Annotated in this window: 19 protein-coding genes; 14 read left to right on the top strand and 5 right to left on the bottom strand. The window is 68.5% G+C overall.

Going from position 1 to position 16,861, the window contains the following annotated elements; translation table 11 throughout:
- Positions 1–524: 524 nt before the first annotated feature.
- The 4 genes from INQ48_42250 (at position 525) to INQ48_42235 (ending at position 4,266) form a co-directional block, all read left to right on the top strand.
- Entirely contained in the window at positions 525–1,298 is a 774-nt protein-coding gene (locus INQ48_42250) for a methyltransferase, TIGR04325 family (GenBank protein ID QRF61979.1), read from the top strand.
- 172 nt (positions 1,299–1,470) lie between these two features.
- Complete coding sequence (locus tag INQ48_42245; protein ID QRF61978.1) at positions 1,471–2,043, top strand: hypothetical protein; 573 nt, start codon at positions 1,471–1,473, stop codon at positions 2,041–2,043.
- 129 nt (positions 2,044–2,172) lie between these two features.
- Positions 2,173–2,409 carry a hypothetical protein gene (locus INQ48_42240; GenBank protein ID QRF61977.1) on the top strand — a complete coding sequence of 79 codons (237 nt, stop codon included), beginning with the start codon at positions 2,173–2,175 and terminating at the stop codon, positions 2,407–2,409.
- A 237-nt stretch (positions 2,410–2,646) separates the two neighbouring features.
- Complete coding sequence (locus INQ48_42235; protein QRF61976.1) at positions 2,647–4,266, top strand: patatin-like phospholipase family protein; 1,620 nt, start codon at positions 2,647–2,649, stop codon at positions 4,264–4,266.
- A gap of 44 nt (positions 4,267–4,310) precedes the next feature.
- On the opposite strand, the gene INQ48_42230 is transcribed toward INQ48_42235, so the two are convergent.
- Complete coding sequence (locus tag INQ48_42230) at positions 4,311–5,300, bottom strand: tripartite tricarboxylate transporter substrate binding protein (protein QRF61975.1); 990 nt, start codon at positions 5,298–5,300, stop codon at positions 4,311–4,313.
- A 148-nt stretch (positions 5,301–5,448) separates the two neighbouring features.
- Between INQ48_42230 and INQ48_42225 the strand changes: the two genes are divergently transcribed.
- The 7 genes from INQ48_42225 to mobA are packed head-to-tail and all read left to right on the top strand — an operon-like array spanning position 5,449 to position 11,356.
- Positions 5,449–6,006: a VOC family protein gene (locus INQ48_42225; protein QRF61974.1), complete on the top strand. Its 558-nt coding sequence runs from the start codon at positions 5,449–5,451 to the stop codon at positions 6,004–6,006.
- Complete coding sequence (locus INQ48_42220; protein QRF61973.1) at positions 5,999–7,498, top strand: bifunctional 3-(3-hydroxy-phenyl)propionate/3-hydroxycinnamic acid hydroxylase; 1,500 nt, start codon at positions 5,999–6,001, stop codon at positions 7,496–7,498. The genes INQ48_42225 and INQ48_42220 overlap by 8 nt, the downstream gene beginning before the upstream one ends.
- A 33-nt stretch (positions 7,499–7,531) precedes the next feature.
- Positions 7,532–8,269, top strand: a complete 738-nt coding sequence (locus INQ48_42215) for an IclR family transcriptional regulator (GenBank protein QRF61972.1) — start codon at positions 7,532–7,534, stop codon at positions 8,267–8,269.
- 34 nt (positions 8,270–8,303) lie between these two features.
- Positions 8,304–9,161: a fumarylacetoacetate hydrolase family protein gene (locus tag INQ48_42210; GenBank protein ID QRF61971.1), complete on the top strand. Its 858-nt coding sequence runs from the start codon at positions 8,304–8,306 to the stop codon at positions 9,159–9,161.
- Positions 9,162–9,179: 18 nt separating this feature from the next.
- Positions 9,180–10,151 carry a tripartite tricarboxylate transporter substrate binding protein gene (locus tag INQ48_42205; GenBank protein QRF61970.1) on the top strand — a complete coding sequence of 324 codons (972 nt, stop codon included), beginning with the start codon at positions 9,180–9,182 and terminating at the stop codon, positions 10,149–10,151.
- Between the two features lie 14 nt (positions 10,152–10,165).
- Positions 10,166–10,735 carry an NAD(P)H-dependent oxidoreductase gene (locus tag INQ48_42200; protein QRF61969.1) on the top strand — a complete coding sequence of 190 codons (570 nt, stop codon included), beginning with the start codon at positions 10,166–10,168 and terminating at the stop codon, positions 10,733–10,735.
- A 21-nt stretch (positions 10,736–10,756) separates the two neighbouring features.
- A complete protein-coding gene (gene mobA, locus INQ48_42195; GenBank protein QRF61968.1) occupies positions 10,757–11,356 on the top strand; it encodes a molybdenum cofactor guanylyltransferase MobA in 600 nt (199 codons plus the stop codon).
- 9 nt (positions 11,357–11,365) lie between these two features.
- Here mobA and INQ48_42190 read toward each other — a convergent pair whose 3' ends face one another.
- Positions 11,366–12,154: a helix-turn-helix transcriptional regulator gene (locus INQ48_42190; protein ID QRF61967.1), complete on the bottom strand. Its 789-nt coding sequence runs from the start codon at positions 12,152–12,154 to the stop codon at positions 11,366–11,368.
- Positions 12,155–12,225: 71 nt separating this feature from the next.
- Between INQ48_42190 and INQ48_42185 the strand changes: the two genes are divergently transcribed.
- Entirely contained in the window at positions 12,226–12,885 is a 660-nt protein-coding gene (locus tag INQ48_42185; protein QRF61966.1) for a pyridoxamine 5'-phosphate oxidase family protein, read from the top strand.
- 48 nt (positions 12,886–12,933) lie between these two features.
- The gene (locus INQ48_42180) at positions 12,934–13,320 is read left to right on the top strand and encodes a hypothetical protein (protein ID QRF61965.1); all 387 of its coding nucleotides are present in this window, start codon (positions 12,934–12,936) and stop codon (positions 13,318–13,320) included.
- Here the strand turns inward: INQ48_42180 and xth are convergent.
- The 3 genes from xth to INQ48_42165 form a co-directional block, all read right to left on the bottom strand.
- Positions 13,317–14,096: an exodeoxyribonuclease III gene (xth, locus tag INQ48_42175; protein ID QRF61964.1), complete on the bottom strand. Its 780-nt coding sequence runs from the start codon at positions 14,094–14,096 to the stop codon at positions 13,317–13,319. The two genes, INQ48_42180 and xth, sit on opposite strands and share 4 nt — an antisense overlap.
- A gap of 65 nt (positions 14,097–14,161) precedes the next feature.
- Positions 14,162–14,878: an SDR family oxidoreductase gene (locus INQ48_42170; GenBank protein ID QRF61963.1), complete on the bottom strand. Its 717-nt coding sequence runs from the start codon at positions 14,876–14,878 to the stop codon at positions 14,162–14,164.
- Positions 14,879–14,911: 33 nt separating this feature from the next.
- Positions 14,912–15,610, bottom strand: coding sequence for a GNAT family N-acetyltransferase (locus INQ48_42165; GenBank protein ID QRF61962.1), 699 nt, complete (start codon positions 15,608–15,610; stop codon positions 14,912–14,914).
- Between the two features lie 74 nt (positions 15,611–15,684).
- Here INQ48_42165 and INQ48_42160 point away from each other — a divergent pair, with 74 nt between their 5' ends.
- Entirely contained in the window at positions 15,685–16,647 is a 963-nt protein-coding gene (locus tag INQ48_42160; protein ID QRF63200.1) for a helix-turn-helix domain-containing protein, read from the top strand.
- The last annotated feature ends 214 nt before the right edge of the window (positions 16,648–16,861 follow it).

The following is a 16,861-nucleotide window of genomic DNA, read 5'->3' as shown; positions in this document are numbered from 1 at the left end:
CAGCGAAAAAACAGCTTCGAACGGCTATTGATTCGACGACGCAAGCATTTGTTTGTTATGAATTTGTGTCGAAATAGTAGGAGGTTTGAAGTTGGGCGTGGGCCCTATTTCAGAGGCCAATTACGTTTGGACTTATTTATTTCAGATGGGAACTACCGAATATTGATTAAACGAGGTAGCCATTTGGCTTTTGAACCGGAAAAGCGCCGCAAAGGCTCTCCAGATGGGTAGGTCGGGCCCGTCCCGGAGGCGGTTTCCCTGGGGAAATGCGTGTTTTTTCGAAGCGCTGCGGCGGGTGCGAGCGGTCTGGAATAGCGGCTTCCATGGCTCGCGGCAGGAGGGCGGATCGGGCCTTCAATTCGGTTCGAGGCGATTTCAATTGCCCGATCGGCGGCGCGGACGTTAATAATTCATCCGCTTCGTAAGCGGAATCGAAAAATCGGCCGGGGATTTGTAATTTCCGGGAATCACAAGCAGCATCGGCCCCGGCGCGAAAAAATCAATTCCTTGGAAAGGGGCCTGCAATGCTCTCGAACCTGCTGGCGCGGCTGCCCGGCGCGAACGCCTACCGGCGCAAGTTCCTCGACAACGAGGACGACAATCTCTTCATGGGCTCGTTCGGGAGCTTCGCCGCGGCCGAAGCCGGCGCGCCGCCCTCCAAGGCGGTGGGCTACGACAACGCGCAGGCGGCCACGCAGCTCTACAGCCACCAGGTCTACTTCTACGACTACCCGGCGCTGTTCTGGCTCGGGCGCTCGCTCGAGGAAGGCATGACGCGCATCTTCGACCTCGGGGGGCACGTGGGAATCAAGTACTACGCGTTCCGCCGCGTGCTGCCCTATCCCGATGGCCTGCGCTGGACCGTGTGCGACGTGCCCGGCGTGGTGCGCGCCGGCGAGGCGCTGGCGCTGCAGCGCGACGCGGCCGCCCAGCTCGGCTTCACGACGGCGCCGGCCGATGCCAGCGGCTGCGACGTGCTGTATGCCTCGGGCAGCCTGCAGTACCTGCCGCAACGGCTGTCGGAGATCCTCGCCGCGCTCGCGGTGAAGCCCCGGCGCATCGTGCTGAACACCACGGCGCTGCATCCCGATCGCACCCTCTACACGCTCAACAGCATCGGCTTCGCGGTCTGCCCCTACCGCATCGAGCACCACGACGAGCTGATGGCGCAACTCAAGCAGGCCGGCTACCGTCGCCGCGACGGCTGGCGCAACGAAGGCAAGCCGATCGAGGTGCCGTTCGTGGACGGCGGCGACAAGGCCTACTACGGGGGCTGCTGCTTCGATCTGGCCGGCTGAGCCGGCAGCCGCGTTTCCGGCGCGCGCGCCGCCGGAGGTTCGTTCCCCATGGATGGGAGAGTCAAGCTAGCAAGAACGTCTAGCTATGATTTATTTTCCATCCATCGGAGGACCTAGCCTCTAGACTATGAGCATTCATAGACTGATTCGCGAAGGGCGCCGACGGCTCGGGATGAGCGAGCAGCAGTTTGCTGACGCCGTCGGTGTGAGTCGGGGCGCGGTCCAGCAATGGGAAAAAGCCGGAGGCACCGCGCCCAAGCGCGCCAACCAGCCGCGCGTTGCCGAACTGCTCGGCATCTCCGTCGGCGAACTGCTCTCGGGCGGGCCGAACATCAGCCAGGGCACGGTCATGCGCGCTGAGGTGCCGCTGGTGTCCGAGGTCGAGGCCGGCAACTACACGGTCATCGACAACTTCAAGCCACGCGGCAGTTTCGAGACCGTCCCCGTGACGGTCCCGGTCAAGCGCCACACCTACGCGCTGCGCGTGCACGGCGACAGCATGGCCAGCGAGATGGGCGACTCCTTTCCCGAGGGCTCGATCATCATCGTGGAGCCCGACCTCGAGGTGCTGCCCGGCGACTACGTCATCGCGCTCAACGAGCACGCGCAGACCACCTTCAAGCAGCTGGTCAGGGATGGGGGCGAGTTCTACCTGCGGCCCCTCAACCCGCGCTACCCCATCAAGCCGCTCGGCGTGGCGCGCGTGATCGGGGTGGTGCGCGAATTCAGCAAGCGCTTCCGTTGAGATGCGCGCCGGCGCAGCGCGTCGGGTATCAGGGTCGATCGGGATAGATAGAATTGCTACTCATTGATATATTTGCTATCAGTTTCATCTCGAGCTATTTCCCGCTGGGCGAACGTCGCCTCGCCTGCCATGACTCCTGATACCGAACTCGACTTCTGCTACCAGGGGTGGCACGTGAAGATTCGTGTCACGACCACCCAAGGCGCGGCCTTCGCATCGGGCCATGCCGATCTGAATCTGGGCGGCGTCGTCCGGCGACGCCTCGTGGTGGCGGGCACCGACGCCCCCGATGTCGTGGGTGCGTTGAAGCAGGATGCGAGGACCTTCGTCGAGCAGTGGAGCCGCGAGCGCCATCTCGATTCGTGACGCGCCGATGCGTTGCGGCATGGAGCCCGCGGCCGGCGAGCCGTGGTTGGCGTCCTGCGGATTCGCCTTGGCCCGGGCCAGGAATCCCCCAATGCATCCCACCGAATTCCGTTGCAACACCAAATAGTTAATTAAATAGCTATTCGTCATTGCAAGAAAAAGTAAGGTGCCAGCGAGTTGCCACCAATCGAAACTGCGATTCCCAAAGTTGGGAATCCCTCATCGAAAGGAAACTCCATGGCTTCAGAAAAGACCGGCTATTACACGATCCTGTCATTCGTGGGCGGCGGCATTCGCGGTTTGCTTTCCGCCACCATCCTCCAGCGTCTTTACGACGCTGATGCAGAAGTTCTCAATCAGACCCGGATGTACGCCGGCTGTTCCACCGGATCGATCATCTCGAGCGAACTGTTGGCCACTCCGGATCCGGCCAATTTGATCGAGCTGTTCAAGGGCAGCGAATTGGGTTTTTATAACAAGATGAATACGCATCCCGATACGCCCGCGTATCCGATCGACGACGTATTGGCCAGCCAGGAAAAACTCCACGGGAAGAACACGATTTCGCAAGCGGGCAAGGACGTCCTGCTCGTTTCGTTCAACGTCGGCTCCGTGGAGCCGGAACCCGAGAACATCGGCAGCATGGAAAGGATGATGCCCACGCCCTGGAAGCCGATGATGTTCACGAACATGCTCGGAACCGCCCAGGACAAGCAGGACGGACTCGACGGCAACGGCCATACGCTCATTGCCGTCGCGGCCACCTCCAGCGGCGCGATGCCCGGCCAGCTCGGGTCGATGGAAGGAAACGTCGACGGCGCGTTCTTCAATCACGACCCCACGGTTGCGGCCATCGCGCTGGCCGTTCGCAATGGATGGCGACTCGATCAGATCGCGGCCATCACGATCGGCACCGGCTACATGCCCTATTGGCTGCAAAGCGACACCCACGATTGGGGCGCGGAACAATGGATGAAAGGGGACAACAACCCCTTCGACAACATCACGCCATTTCTCATGAATCAACAAGGGTCTTCTCCCGTGTTGGATTTGAGTCTGAACGGGACCTCGTCGGAACTCATGCCGCAGATCGCCAAGATGCTTCTGGGCGATCGGTATGTGAATCTCAATCCAACGCTGCCCTGCTTCATTCCCGAGAATTCGACCAATCCGCAGGCCATAGAACTTCTACAGGACAGTGCCAATTCGCTGGATATCTCCGAAGCCATCGACCTGATCAAGAAATACTGGAGCAATGCGACGCAGGACGTGCCCGTGCGTCTCGCCAATGATGCCGGCGCTGCACCGGCGGCCACGCCTTCCGCCAGCGAGCGCATCGTGCCGCTCGAGACCCAATTCTTCATCCGTCGCAACGGCCCGATGCCCGAAGTCCTCGACATCATGGACGCTTCGCACGAGGCCGGCGCCCGCGTGATCCTGTGGGAGAAGAAGTCCAAGTCGAGCCCTGACGCGGAGAACCAGCTCTGGAAGTTCGAGAAATCCGGTGAAGCGGGCTGGTGGTACCTGAAGTCCGAGATCGGCCCGAACCTCTACCTGACGCTCACCGGCGACACCACGGGCGAGGACCCCAGGATCACGGTCCAACCGCTTCAGGCCGGCCTGCGGGACCATCAGCTCTGGAGCCTGGTTCCCACCAAGGAGCTCGGCTACTACTACATCCAGAGCAGGCTCGTGCCCAGCGCCGCGCCCTCGGTGAATCCGAACTCGTACGTGCCGACGGTCATCGGCGTCGGCACGAAGGAGGACGGCGTGACGGCCGCCTACGGCGTGTCCCTCGACTACCGCGACTACGAAAAGCGCTCGTTCGCTTTCGTTCCCCGCACGACCGGGAAATAGGCTGAATCGACGGTACGGCGCACCCGCGCCGCGCCGTCCCCCACTCAATCGAGCTTCACCCGCGCCTCGCGGATCACCTTGCCCCACATCGCGCGGTCGGCATCGATGAAGGCCTTGAACTCCGCGGGCGTGTTGCAGCGCAGCTCGCCGCCGTAGTCGCGCCACTTGCGCGCCAGCTCGTTCGACTGGCAGGCCTTGCGCATCGCGGCGCTGAGCTTCTCGAGCACGGGCTTGGGCGTGCCCGCGGGCGCGAGCAGCCCCTGCCAGGCGATCGGCGCGTAGTCGGGCAGGCCGGCCTCGGCGAAGGTGGGCACGTCGGGGAAGCTCGGCGCGCGCTCCTTGCCGGTGATGGCCAGCAGCCTGAGCTTGCCGGTGTGGATGTTGCCCGCGGCGGCCGGCAGGCCGTCGAACATCAGCTGCACCTGGCCCGCGATCAGGTCGACGTAGGGGCTGCTGCTGTTGTAGGGCACGAGGTTGGTCTTCACGCCCGCGGCGCTGTTGAACCACAGCGCCGACAGGTGCGAATAGCTGCCGATGCCCGCGGTCGCGACCGCCACCGAATCAGGCCGGGCCTTGAGCGCGGCGATGAGGGCGCGTGCGTCGCGTGCCTCCACGCCGGGCGTGGCGATCAGGCCGGTGTTGAGCACGCCGAGCAGGCTCACGGGCGCGAAGTCCCTCTCGGCATCGAAGGGCAGCTTCGAATACAGGTGCGGCACCACCGACAGCGAACTGGTGGTGCCGATGTAGAGCGAGTAGCCATCGGCCGGGGCCTTCGCGGCGACTTCGGTACCGATGATGTTCGAGGCCCCGGGGCGGTTCTCCACATAGAAGCTCTGGCCGAGGATCTTCGTGAGCTCGGCCGCGATCTCGCGCGCGTTCGCGTCGGGCCCGCTGCCGGCGGGGAAGGGGGCAATGATCCGCACGGCCTTGCTCGGGTAGTCGGCCTGGGCCCAGGCCGTGCCCACGAGCATGCCCATGACGGCGATGCATCCAGGGGCCAGCCAGCGGCGGCCCCGCGTCTTCGAAACGTTCATCGGTTTGTCTCCATTCGATCTTGGGTGCGGTCTGCACCGGTCGCGATGATATGGAAAACGTCGTGATTGTCAAAATACGAGAATAACTATAGTATTTAGTCATCGAAACGGAAAAGCTCCGTGCGATTTATCGTTTGGAGACATTGAGATGACGGATTTCGGCCCCTCGGACCTGCAGTTCAGCCACATCGGCCTCTATGTGAGCGACCTGCCGCGCATGGCGCGCTTCTACAAGCAGGCGCTGCGCTTCACGCAGACCGACGCGGGCGACCTGGGCCCGGTGCAGCTGGTGTTCCTGAGCCGCGATCCGCGCGAGCACCACCAGCTCGTGCTGGCCACCGGCCGGCCGGCGGACCCGGGCTTCAACGTGGTCAACCAGATCTCGTTCCGCGTGCCCGACCTCGACGCGCTGCGCCGCTTTCACGAGCGGCTGCTGGCCGAGGGCGCGAGCGAGATGCATCCGGTCACGCACGGCAACGCCATCTCGCTCTACTGCCGCGATCCCGAGGGCAACCGGCTCGAGCTGTTCATGGACACGCCCTGGTACTGCGACCAGCCGCTGCGCGAGGCCATCGACCTTTCGCAGTCCGACGAAGCCATCCTCGCGCAGGCCGAAGCCATCGCGAAGCGCTTTCCCAAGTTCATGAGCCGCGCCCAATGGCAGGCCGAGGTGGCGCGCCGCATGCAGGAAGACCAGCGTGGCTGAAGCGATGGAGATGCACGACGTCGCGATCGTCGGCCTCGGGCCGACCGGCGCCACGCTCGCCAACCTGCTGGGCGCGGCCGGGCTGTCGGTGCTGGTGCTCGAGAAGGAGGCCGGCATCTTCCCGCTGCCGCGCGCGATCCATTTCGACGGCGAGGTGCTGCGCATCCTGCAGGGCGCGGGCCTGCGCGAGCAGGTGCTGGCCATCGCGCGCCCCGGCGAGCAGGGCATGCATTTCGTCAACGGCGCGGGCGAGACGATGCTGATCCGCGGCGGCAGCGCCGCGCTCGGCCCGCATGGCTGCGCCAACAACTACTACTTCCACCAGCCCGAGCTCGAGGCCGTGCTGCGCGAAGGCCTCGCGCGCTTTCCCAACGTCGAGCTGCGGCTGCAACACGAGCTGACCGGCGTCGCGCAGGACGCCGACGGCGCCACGCTGAGCGTGCGCGACCTGCACCGGCAAGAAAACACGACGCTGCGCGCGCGCTACGTCGTCGGCTGCGACGGCGCGCGCTCGCCGGTGCGCCAGCGGATGGGCAGCGCGATGGTCGACCTCGGGCTGCGCCAGCCCTGGCTGGTGTTCGACGTGCTGCTGCGGCAACCCGTCGACCTGCCCACCCACACGGTGCAGCACTGCGACCCGGCCCGGCCCATGACCTACTGCAACGTGGTCGGCGACCGGCGGCGCTGGGAGATCATGGTGCTGCCCGACGACGACCGCGAAGCGCTGGTGCAACCCGACACGCTGTGGCGCCTGGTCGCGCCCTGGGTCAAGCCCGAGCAGGCGCGGCTCGAGCGCGCCGCCATCTATACCTTCCACTCCGTCATCGCGCAGGGCTGGCGCCAGGGCCGGCTGCTGCTGGCCGGCGATGCCTGCCATCAGACGCCGCCGTTCCTCGGGCAGGGCATGTGCGCGGGCATCCGCGACGCGGCCAACCTCGCGTGGAAGCTCGAGGCCGTGCTCGCGCGCGGCGCGCCCGAGACGCTGCTCGACACCTACGAGTCGGAACGCGCGCCGCATGTGCGCGCGCTGATCGAGCTCGCGGTGCGGCTGGGCGACATCATCCAGACCACCGATCCCGCGCGCGCGGCCGAACGCGATGCGCGCTTTCGTGCCGGGCGCCCCGAGATCTTCGAGCTGCCGCCGCAGCTGCTGGGCCAGGGCGCCTTCGATGCCGACGCGGGCTCGCCCGCCGGGCGGCCCTTTCCCCAGCCGCGGCTGGCCGACGGCCGCCTGCTCGACGAGCTGCTGGGCCGGCGCAGCGCGGTGATCGGCAGCCCCGACGCGCTCGCGGCCGCCGCACCCGCCACCGCCGAACGCTGGCGCCGCGCCGATGCCATCGTCATCGACCGGCCCGACGCGCCGCTGCGCCACTGGCTCGAAGCCCACGAGGCGCGGGCGGTGATACTGCGCCCCGACCGATATATCGTCGGCGTCGCGCGCACGGGGCACGATCTGGATCGCATCTCGCAACACCTCCCCGTCGCGCCATGACACTCTGGAGGAATTGGCGTGCCGGAAAAATCCATGTCCAGCCTGGGGCGCATGCTGGGGGTGCTCGACCTGTTCGACGACACCCACCTGACGCGCACGGCGGACGACATCTCCGCGGCGCTCGAGGTCTCGCTGCCCACGGGCTACCGCTACGTGCGGCTGCTGCTCGAGGCCGGGCTGCTGCAGCGCGTGGAGGATTCGCACTACGCGCTCGGGCCGCGGATCATCCTGCTGGACCACTACATCCGCAATGCCGACCCGGTGCTGCGCGAAGGCATCCCGGTGATGCGCGAACTGGTGGCCGCCACCGGGTTCGACTGCGTGAGCTCGGGCATCTTCGGCATGCAGGTGCTCGATACCCATCGCGAGATGGGCGGCACGCCGCCGACGCTGGCCTACGGGCGCGGCCGGCCGCGGCCGCTGTTCCTGGGCGCCGCGCCCAAGGTCCTGCTGTCGACCTTCGCGCCGCCGCAGCTGCGCAAGGTCTTCGATGCCCGCCACGACGAGGTCGTGCGCAGCGGGCTGCCGGCCGAATGGAGCGAATTCCGCCGTCTCTACGCGGGGATCCGCAAGGCCGGCCACTACGTGTCGATCGGCGAACTCGAACCGCAGCTCGCGGCCGTGGCCGCGCCGATCCCGAAGGCCGACGGAGGCGCATGGGCCGCCATCCAGCTGGTCTTCGACACCTCGCGCCTGTCCATCGTCGACCTCGACAAGATGGTTCACCTGATCACCGAGGGCGCGCAGCGCATTGGAGGTCGGCTGGCGTAGTTCCACTTCACCCACTCCTCCTCACGGACAGACCATGAAACTCATCAGCTATCAACTCCACGGCACCGACAGCTACGGCGCGGTGACCGGCGACCGCGCGGACCGCGTCGTCGACCTGCGCCAGATCTTCGGCGAACGCGCCGCGGACCTGAAGGCGCTGATCGCGGCCGACCTGCTGGCCGAGGCCGCAACGGCCGTCGGCCAGGCGAGCGCCACGCTGGCGCTGAGCGAGCTTCAGCTGCTGCCCGTGATTCCCAACCCCGGCAAGATCGTCTGCGTGGGCCTCAACTACGGCGAGCACGTGCGCGAAACCGGCCGCGAGATCACCGAGCAGCCCACGCTGTTCCTGCGCGTGGCCGAATCGCAACTCGCGCACGGCGAGGACATCGTGCTGCCGCCCGAGTCGACGCGCCTCGACTACGAGGGCGAGATCGCGGTCGTGATCGGCCGCGGCGGCCGGCGCATCGCCGAGGCCGATGCCTGGGCGCACATCGCGGGCTATGCCTGCTACAACGACGGCAGCATCCGCGACTGGCAGACCGCCACGCCGCAATGGACCGCCGGCAAGAACTTCTGGCGCACCGGCGGCTTCGGCCCGTGGATGGTCACGCGCGACGAGATCGCCGACGGGCGCGTGATGACGCTGGTGACGCGGCTCAACGGCCAGGAGATGCAGCGCACCACCACCGACAAGCTGATCCATAGCATCCCGCGCCAGATCGCGCACATCTCGGCCTTCACGCCGCTGGCCGCGGGCGACGTGATCGTGACCGGCACGCCGGGCGGCGTGGGCGCCAAGCGCAACCCGCCGGTGTGGATGAAGCCCGGCGACAGCGTCGAGATCGAGGTCGACGCCATCGGCGTGCTGCGCAACGGCATCCGCGCCGAATAACCCGCCGGCGCCATTCCCATGAACCGACGATTCGATCGCCGGAGCGCGCTGCTGCTCGCTCTGCTATGCGCCGCGCTGCCCGCCGCGGCGGCCTCCGACTATCCCTCGCGCCCGATCCAGATGATCGTGCCCTTCGCCGCCGGCGGCGGGCTCGACATCAACGCGCGCAGCCTCGCGCAGGCCATGTCCGAGAACCTCGGCCAGCCCTTCGCGGTGATCAACCGCGACGGCGCGGCCGGCACCATTGGCCTGAACACGGGCGCCGGCGCGCGCGCCGACGGCTACACGGTGGTCTTCACGCCCGCCGTGCCGCTGACCAGCGAGCCGCACCGGCTCAAGGCGCTGAACTACGGGCTCGATTCCTTCCGCTACGTCTGCAAGGTGTTCGACAACGTCTTCGCGATCGCGGTGCCGGCGAAGTCGCCGTACCGCGGCGTGCAGGACATCCTGGCCGATGCGAGGAAAGAGCCGGGCAGGGTCAGCTATGGCACCTCGGGCACCGGCTCGATCCCGCATCTGGGCACCTCGGACATCGAGGCCGCCACCAAGGTTGCGCTCACGCACGTGCCCTACAAGGGCGACGCGCCGATGCTGCAGGACCTGCTGAGCGACCGGCTGAGCTTCGGCGCCGTGCTCGCGAGCTCGATCACCGGCCACCTGCAATCGGGCGCGCTGCGCCTGATCGCCGTGTACACCGACCAGCGCCATCCCTCGTTCCCCGACGTGCCCACACTCAAGGAGTCGGGCGTGCCCGTGGTGCAGGCGAGCTTCGGCGGCGTGCTGGTGCCCGCGAAGACACCCGACGCGGTGGTCGCGCGCCTCGAGTCCTCGTGCCGCGAGGCCGTGGCCTCGCCCAGGTACCAGGCCTGGGCGCGCGGCGCGAACCAGGTGGTCGACTTCCAGCCGGGCAAGGACTTCGAGCGCCAGGTGCGCGAGGACAGCCGCCTCAAGGCCGCGACGCTCGCGCGCCTCGGACTGGCCGCGCCATGACTTAGGATTCCGCGATGACCCGTCCCATCCTCCATACCCTGATCTGCAGCACGCGGCCCGGCCGCGTGGGCCCGGCCGTTGCCGACTGGGCGCACGGCATCGCCGAAGCGCACGGCGGCTTCGACGCCCGTTTCGTCGACCTGGCGGCCTTCGGGCTGCCGGTGTTCGACGAACCCGAGCATCCGCGCCTGCAGCGCTACACGCACGAGCACACGCGCGCCTGGAGCGCGAGCGTCGCCGAGGCCGATGCCTTCCTGTTCGTGCTGCCCGAATACAACTTCGCGCCGCCGGGCGCGCTGGTCAATGCCTTGAACTACCTCGTGCGCGAATGGCAGTACAAGGCCGTCGGCTTCGTGAGCTACGGCGGCATGTCGGGCGGCATCCGCGCGGTGCAGGTCACCAAGCAGCTGCTCGGCACGCTCAAGGTGGTGCCGATGCTCGAGGCGGTCGCGTTCACGAACGTGGGCCAGCAGCTGCAGGCCGAGGGCGGCCTGTCGGCCAACCCCGCCAACGCGGCGGCCGCGAAGGCGATGCTCGACGAACTGCTGCGCTGGACTTCGGCGCTGCGCACGCTGAGGTCGTAGGGCTCGGGCGAGAATGCGCGCATGAACTCCATCGCGCGCGAAGACATCACGGGCCTGGTGCTGGCCGGCGGCCGCGGCAGCCGCATGGGCGGCGTCGACAAGGGCCTGCAGGACCACCGCGGCGTGCCGCTGGCGCTGCATGCACTGCGCCGCCTGCAGCCGCAGGTGGGCACGGCCATGCTCAGCGCCAACCGCAACCTGCCCGACTACGAAGCGATGGGCGTGCCCGTGTGGTCCGACTCCATCGAAGGCTATGCGGGGCCGCTCGCGGGCCTGCTGACCGGGCTCGAGCATGCGCGCACCGCTTGGCTCGTCACCGTGCCCTGCGACACGCCGGACTTTCCGCCGGACCTGGTCGACCGGCTGGCCGAGGCCGCGGCCGCGCAGGGTGCCGAGATCGCGATGGCCGCCACGCACGAAGACGGCGAGCTGCGCGCGCAACCGGTGTTCTGCCTGCTGCGTGCCAGCCTGGCGCCGAGCCTGCTCGCCTTCCTGCAGGCGGGCGAGCGCAAGTTCGGCAAGTGGACCGCGCAGCACCGCATGGTGCAGGTCGCGTTCGACGACGCGGCCGCCTTCTTCAACGCCAACACCAGCGACGAGCTGCGCCAGTTGCAGCGTTGAGCGCAACGCTCACAGCCGCGCCCGGTAGCTCGCCGGCGTCTCGCCGAAGGTGCGGCGGAACAGCCCGATGAACGCGCTCGCGGTCGAATAGCCGAGGTCGAGCGCGATCGCCGTCACCGGGACGCCGGCCGCGAGCATCTCGAGCGAGCGCATCATGCGCGCGCGCTGCCGCCAGGCCGTGAAGTTGAAGCCGGTTTCCAGCACGAAGCGCCGGCTCAGCGTGCGCGAGCTCACGGCCGCCCAACCGGCCCATTGCTCGAGGTCGCGTTCGTCCGCGGGTTCGGCGATCAGCGCGTGCGCGATGCGCTGCAGCCGCGGGTCGCTCGGCAGCGGCAGGCCGAAGGGTTCCACCGGCAGGCTGCGGATCTCGTCGAGGATGACCGCCGCCACATGCGCGCGGCTCTCGTCCAGCGCCTTGGGCGCCTCGAGCGGCCAGCTGCAGGCGCGCAGCACCGCCTCGCGCAGCAGGCCCGAGGTGCGGAGGGTGCAGGGCCGCGAGGGCAGGGTGGCGCAGGCCGGCTCCGCCACGTAGACGCTCCAGCCATGGAACGGGCCGTGCGAACGCCCCGAATGCTCCTGGTGCGGCGGCAGCCAGACCGCGTGGATGGCCGGCACGATCCAGACGCCGTCCTCGACCCCGACCGACACCAACCCGCGCAGCGAGCCGAACAGCTGGCCGCGCGCATGGCGATGCGGGCCCGACGCCAACTCTTCGCCCTGGCTGCCCTCGGCCGCGATCAGGACCGGGCCGTCCGGTCGGTCGATCAGGCCGGCGAGGCGAAGAATGGGATCGGTCATGGCGGCTGAGAGCTATCGATTGGCCGATCCAGTCTACAGCCGCCAAGGCTTTCGTCCGTACGCTGGGTGCCATGAACCCAAGACCTCGCCCTTTCCTCGACGATCCGGCCCCGGCGCCCGACCTCGATGCGCTATACGCCGCCCCCTCCGAGATGACCCAGAAGGCGGTGCTCGATCGCCTGGTCGACTTCCACGAGGCCTATCTCGCGCAGGCCACCTTCTTCTGCCTCGCCACCGGCAGCGAGCAGGGGCTCGATGCCTCGCCGCGCGGCGGCCCACCGGGCTTCGTCCACGTGCTGGATGCGCACACGGTCGCCTTCGCCGACTGGCCCGGCAACAACCGCATCGAGTCGATGCGCAACCTGCGGCGCGACGAGCGGCTCGCGATGGTGTTCCTGTTCCCCGGTCTCGAACTCTTCCTGCGCATCAACGGCCGCGGCCGCGTCTCGACCGATGCCGGGCTGCTGAACGAACTGCGCGAGGGCGAGCGCATTCCCAAGACCGCGACCGTGGTGCGCATCGACGAGGTGCTGCTGCATTGCGGCAAGGCCATCAACCGTGCCCGGCTGTGGCAGGACAGTGCCCGCCTCGCGCGCGATGCGCTGCCGACCGTGGGCCAGATGATGGCCGCGCTGGGCCGGCGCGCCGATGCCTCGGCCGAGCTCGGCACGGAGCAGATCGCTCAGATCGACGCGCACTACGACCACGCGGTCAAGCACGAGCTGTACTGACGCATCGAGCGCCCCACGAAGGCTTCCCATTTTTTTGGAGAGAACGCGATGCTGTTCGACACGACGAGATTTCCGCTGGTGTTCCTGAAGGAAGACCCGCAGGCCCATTCGCACGACACCGACACCGAGGCGCAACTGGCCGCGCTGCTCGAACGCGGCGAGCGCTTCGTGCTGCTGACCGACCACCTGCCCGGCGACCACCCCGAGGAAAGCCACGAGGACCGCAAGCGCCGCGCGCTGTTCTTCAAGCGCCACAAGGAGCACCTGCGCGCGTTCTGCGCGGGCCTGGTGTTCGTCACCGGCGAGCGCACGATTCCCGCGGCGGTGCGGCTGGCGGCCCAGGGCGCGGGCAAGGTGCTGGGGCTGTCCTTCGACTTCGTGCGCAGCGAGAGCGATGGGGTGGCGGCGGCCGAGCGATTTCTGGCGCGGAGTTAGGCAGGCAGGTCGAGCTCGATCCAGGCCGGCGCATGGTCGCTCGCGCCCGGGCGGCCGCGCACGTCGCGGTCCACGCCCGCATCGCGCAGCAGCGGCGCGAGTTCGGCGTTCAGCAGCAGGTGGTCGATGCGCAGCCCGGCGTCGCGCGGGAAGCGGTTGCGCCAGTAGGTCCAGAAGGTGAAGGGCGCGCGTTCGGGATGGCGCGCGCGGATCGCGTCGGTCCAGCCCTGCTTCAGCAGGCGCGCGTAGGCGGCCCGGCTCTCGGGCTGCAGCAGCGCGTCGTCGCGCCACGAGGCGGGGTTGTAGATGTCGGCATCGGTGGGCACGACGTTGTAGTCGCCCGCGAGCACCACGGGCAGGCCGCTCGCGTACAGCTTCTTCGCATGCTTGTGGAAGGCCTCGAACCAGCGCAGCTTGTAGTCGAACTTCGGCCCGGGCTGCGGATTGCCGTTGGGCAGGTAGAGGCAGCCGACCAGCACGCCGTCGACCACGGCCTCGAGGTAGCGGCTCTGCGGGTCGTCCTCCATGCCCGGCAGGCCGCGCCCGGTTTCGATCGGCTCGCGCCCGCGCGCGAGGATCGCCACGCCGTTCCAGGCGGGCTGGCCGTGCGCGACCACGCCGTAGCCCGCGCGCCGGATCGCGGCGAGCGGCAGCTTGGCGTCGGGTGACTTGAGTTCCTGCAGGCAGGCCACGTCGGGCTTCGATGCGGCGAGCCATTCGAGCAGCCGGTCCAGCCGGCTGTGGATGCCGTTGACGTTGAAGGTGGCGATCTTCATGAAGCCATCTTCCGGCGCGCGACCGGTCGCCGCGCGTCGGACAACGCGTCTCCTGCCCGCAGGAATCACCCGGCCATGACGTCCCGCAGGTAGATGCCCTGCGACAGCGCGCCCTTAGCCTGGCGCGTGCCTTCGTCGACCAGCACCTCCTCCTGGCCGGCCTCGATGGCTGCGTACGACTGGCGCACCACGTCCTCGGGCGAGGCCTTCGGCACCTCGAGCGCGCGCACCATGTCGGTATCGATCGGGCCGGCATGGAAGCCCACCACCTGCGTGCCCTGCGCGCGCAGTTCGTGGCGCAGGCCGTTGGTCAGCGCCCAGGCCGCGGCCTTGCTCACGCCGTAGGCGCCGATCATCGGGGTGTTGGCCCAGCTGAAGAGCGACAGCAGGTTGAGCATCGCGCCGCCGCCGTTGCGGCCCAGCACGCCCGCGAAGGCGCGGCTCATGTGCAGCATGCCGAAGAGGTTGGTCTCGAGCTGCTCGCGCAAGGTGGCGACCGGGTCGGTCTCGGCATCGCCGCCGACGAAGCCGCCGAGCCGGCCGATGCCCGCGTTGTTGATCAGCAGCGTCACGTCGCGGCAATCGGCCGCGGCCTGGGCGACCTGCGCGGGATCGCGCACGTCGAGCCGGATCGGCAGCACGCCCAGCAGCGGGATCTGCGAGGGCTCGCGCGCGGCGGCATAGACCTTGGCGGCGCCGAGCGCCAGCGCCTGGCGGGCGAATTCGAGGCCGAGGCCACGGTTGGCGCCCGTCACGAATACGACGGAACCTTGGATCTTCATGGTGTTTCCTTGTGCGCCGAAGCGCGGGGTGAGTCAAACGGTGGCCAGGGCGATCTGGTGCAGGAACAGGGTGCGGCGATGGCGGAAGCCGAGCCGCTCGTAGAGCGCGATGGCATTCGCGTTGTCGCTGAGCACGTGCAGGAAGGCGGTCTCGCCGCGCGCCTCGATGCGCGCGCGCAGCAGGTTCACGAGGACGGCGGCGAGGCCGCGGCCGCGCCAGGGGTCGTCGACGCAGACCGCGCTGATCTCGGCGTGGCCGTCGAAGCGCATGCGCTCGCCGGCCATCGCCATGAGCAGGCCCTGGTCGCGGACGCCGAAGTAGTCGCCCATCTCGAGCGTGCGCGGGCCGAAGGGGCCGGGCCGGGTGCGGGCGACGAGGGCCAGGGCATCGGGCACGTCGGCGGCGTCGAGCGGCGCCGCCTGCACATCCGCCGCGCGGCCCGTGCCGGGCTGCAGCGCGACCATCTGGTGGACCTGGCCGATCAGCCTGGCCTGCAGGCCGTCGATGCCGGCGACCGGCGCGAGCGTGGGCAGCATGACGCGATCGTCCGGGCCCAGCAGCGCACGCAGCGCATCGAAGGCGGCCGGGCTTTCCTCGACCAGTCCCGCGAACGGCGCGACCTCGGTGTGATAGCGGCGGGCCAGGGCGTTGCCGTGTCCCAGGTGCGCCTGCGGGCCGACGAGCGCAGCCCAGGCCGAACGGTCCAGAGGGGAGTCGATGGGCGATGTCATGGTCCCTAGCGTAGGCGGGTATTCCCCGAGGCGCCATGGTCGTAAATGACAATATTGATATCATTTGCGACATGATGAAGATCGCGATCCTGGCGCTCGATGGCGTGTTCGACACCGGCCTGAGCGTGTTCCTCGACCTGTTCTCCGCGGCCAACGAGGTGGCGGCCGAGCAGGGCGCGGCGCGGCCGCCCTTCGAGCTGCGCGTGGTCGGCGTGCGCCAGCGCATCCGCACCGCGCATGGCCTGACCATGGTGGTGGACCGCGCGGACGAGATGCGCCAGCCCGACTGGGTGCTGGTGCCCGCGCTCAACACCAAGCAGCCCGCGCGCCTGGTCGAGGCGCTGGGCCGGCGCGACGTGCGCGATGCCATGGCCATGCTGCGCAGCTGGCATGCGCAGGGCAGCGGCGTGGGCGGCGCCTGCATCGCGAGCTTCCTGCTGGCCGAGACCGGCCTGCTCGATGGCCAGGAGGCCACCACCATGTGGCCGTTGGCGCCGCTGTTCCGCGAGCGCTATCCGCAAGTGCGGCTCGACGAGTCGCGCATGGTGGTGGCCTCGGGCCGCGTGGCGACGGCCGGCGCGGCAATGGGCCATCTCGATCTCGCGCTGTGGCTGATGCGCCAGGCGAGTCCCGAGACGGCCGCGCTGGTCTCGCGCCTGATGCTGGTCGACAAGCGGCCCTCGCAGGCGCAATACATCATTCCCGACCACCTCGCGCATGCCGACCCGCTGATCGAGCGCTTCGAACGCTGGGCCCGCGAACGCCTCGCGCGGGGCTTCTCGCTGCACGATGCGGCGGACGCGCTCGCGGTCAGCCCGCGCACCCTGCAGCGGCGCATGGAGGCGGTGCTCGGCAAGTCGCCGCTGGCCTTCTTCCAGGACCTGCGCGTCGAGCATGCGCAGCACCTGGTCTCGATCGGCCAGGGCCTCGAGGAGATTGCGAGCGAGGTCGGCTATGCCGATGCCGCGACCGTGCGCAGCCTGCTGCGGCGCAAGCTGGGGCGCGGGGTGCGGGAGCTGCGTTCGGCGCTGGCGTAGCGCTGGCCAGCGGCGCAGCCCGCGCGGCACGAAACCGAAGACCACCGCGAGCAGGATCGCCGAGGCGAGCCACCGAAGCGCAGCGGCGGCGAGGCGAACAGCGCCTTCACGTACCAAGGCATCTCACGGATGTCGCTCGACGCCATGCCCGGCCGTATAGCTGATATGGCGCCTCGTACATGGCCTTCGCGCGCCATCGTCCCGATACTTCGCG

Source organism: Variovorax paradoxus (assembly GCA_016806145.1).
Lineage (GTDB): Bacteria > Pseudomonadota > Gammaproteobacteria > Burkholderiales > Burkholderiaceae_C > Variovorax.
Note: the sequence above shows the minus strand (reverse complement) of the source record. Positions and strands in the feature narration are given on the sequence as shown.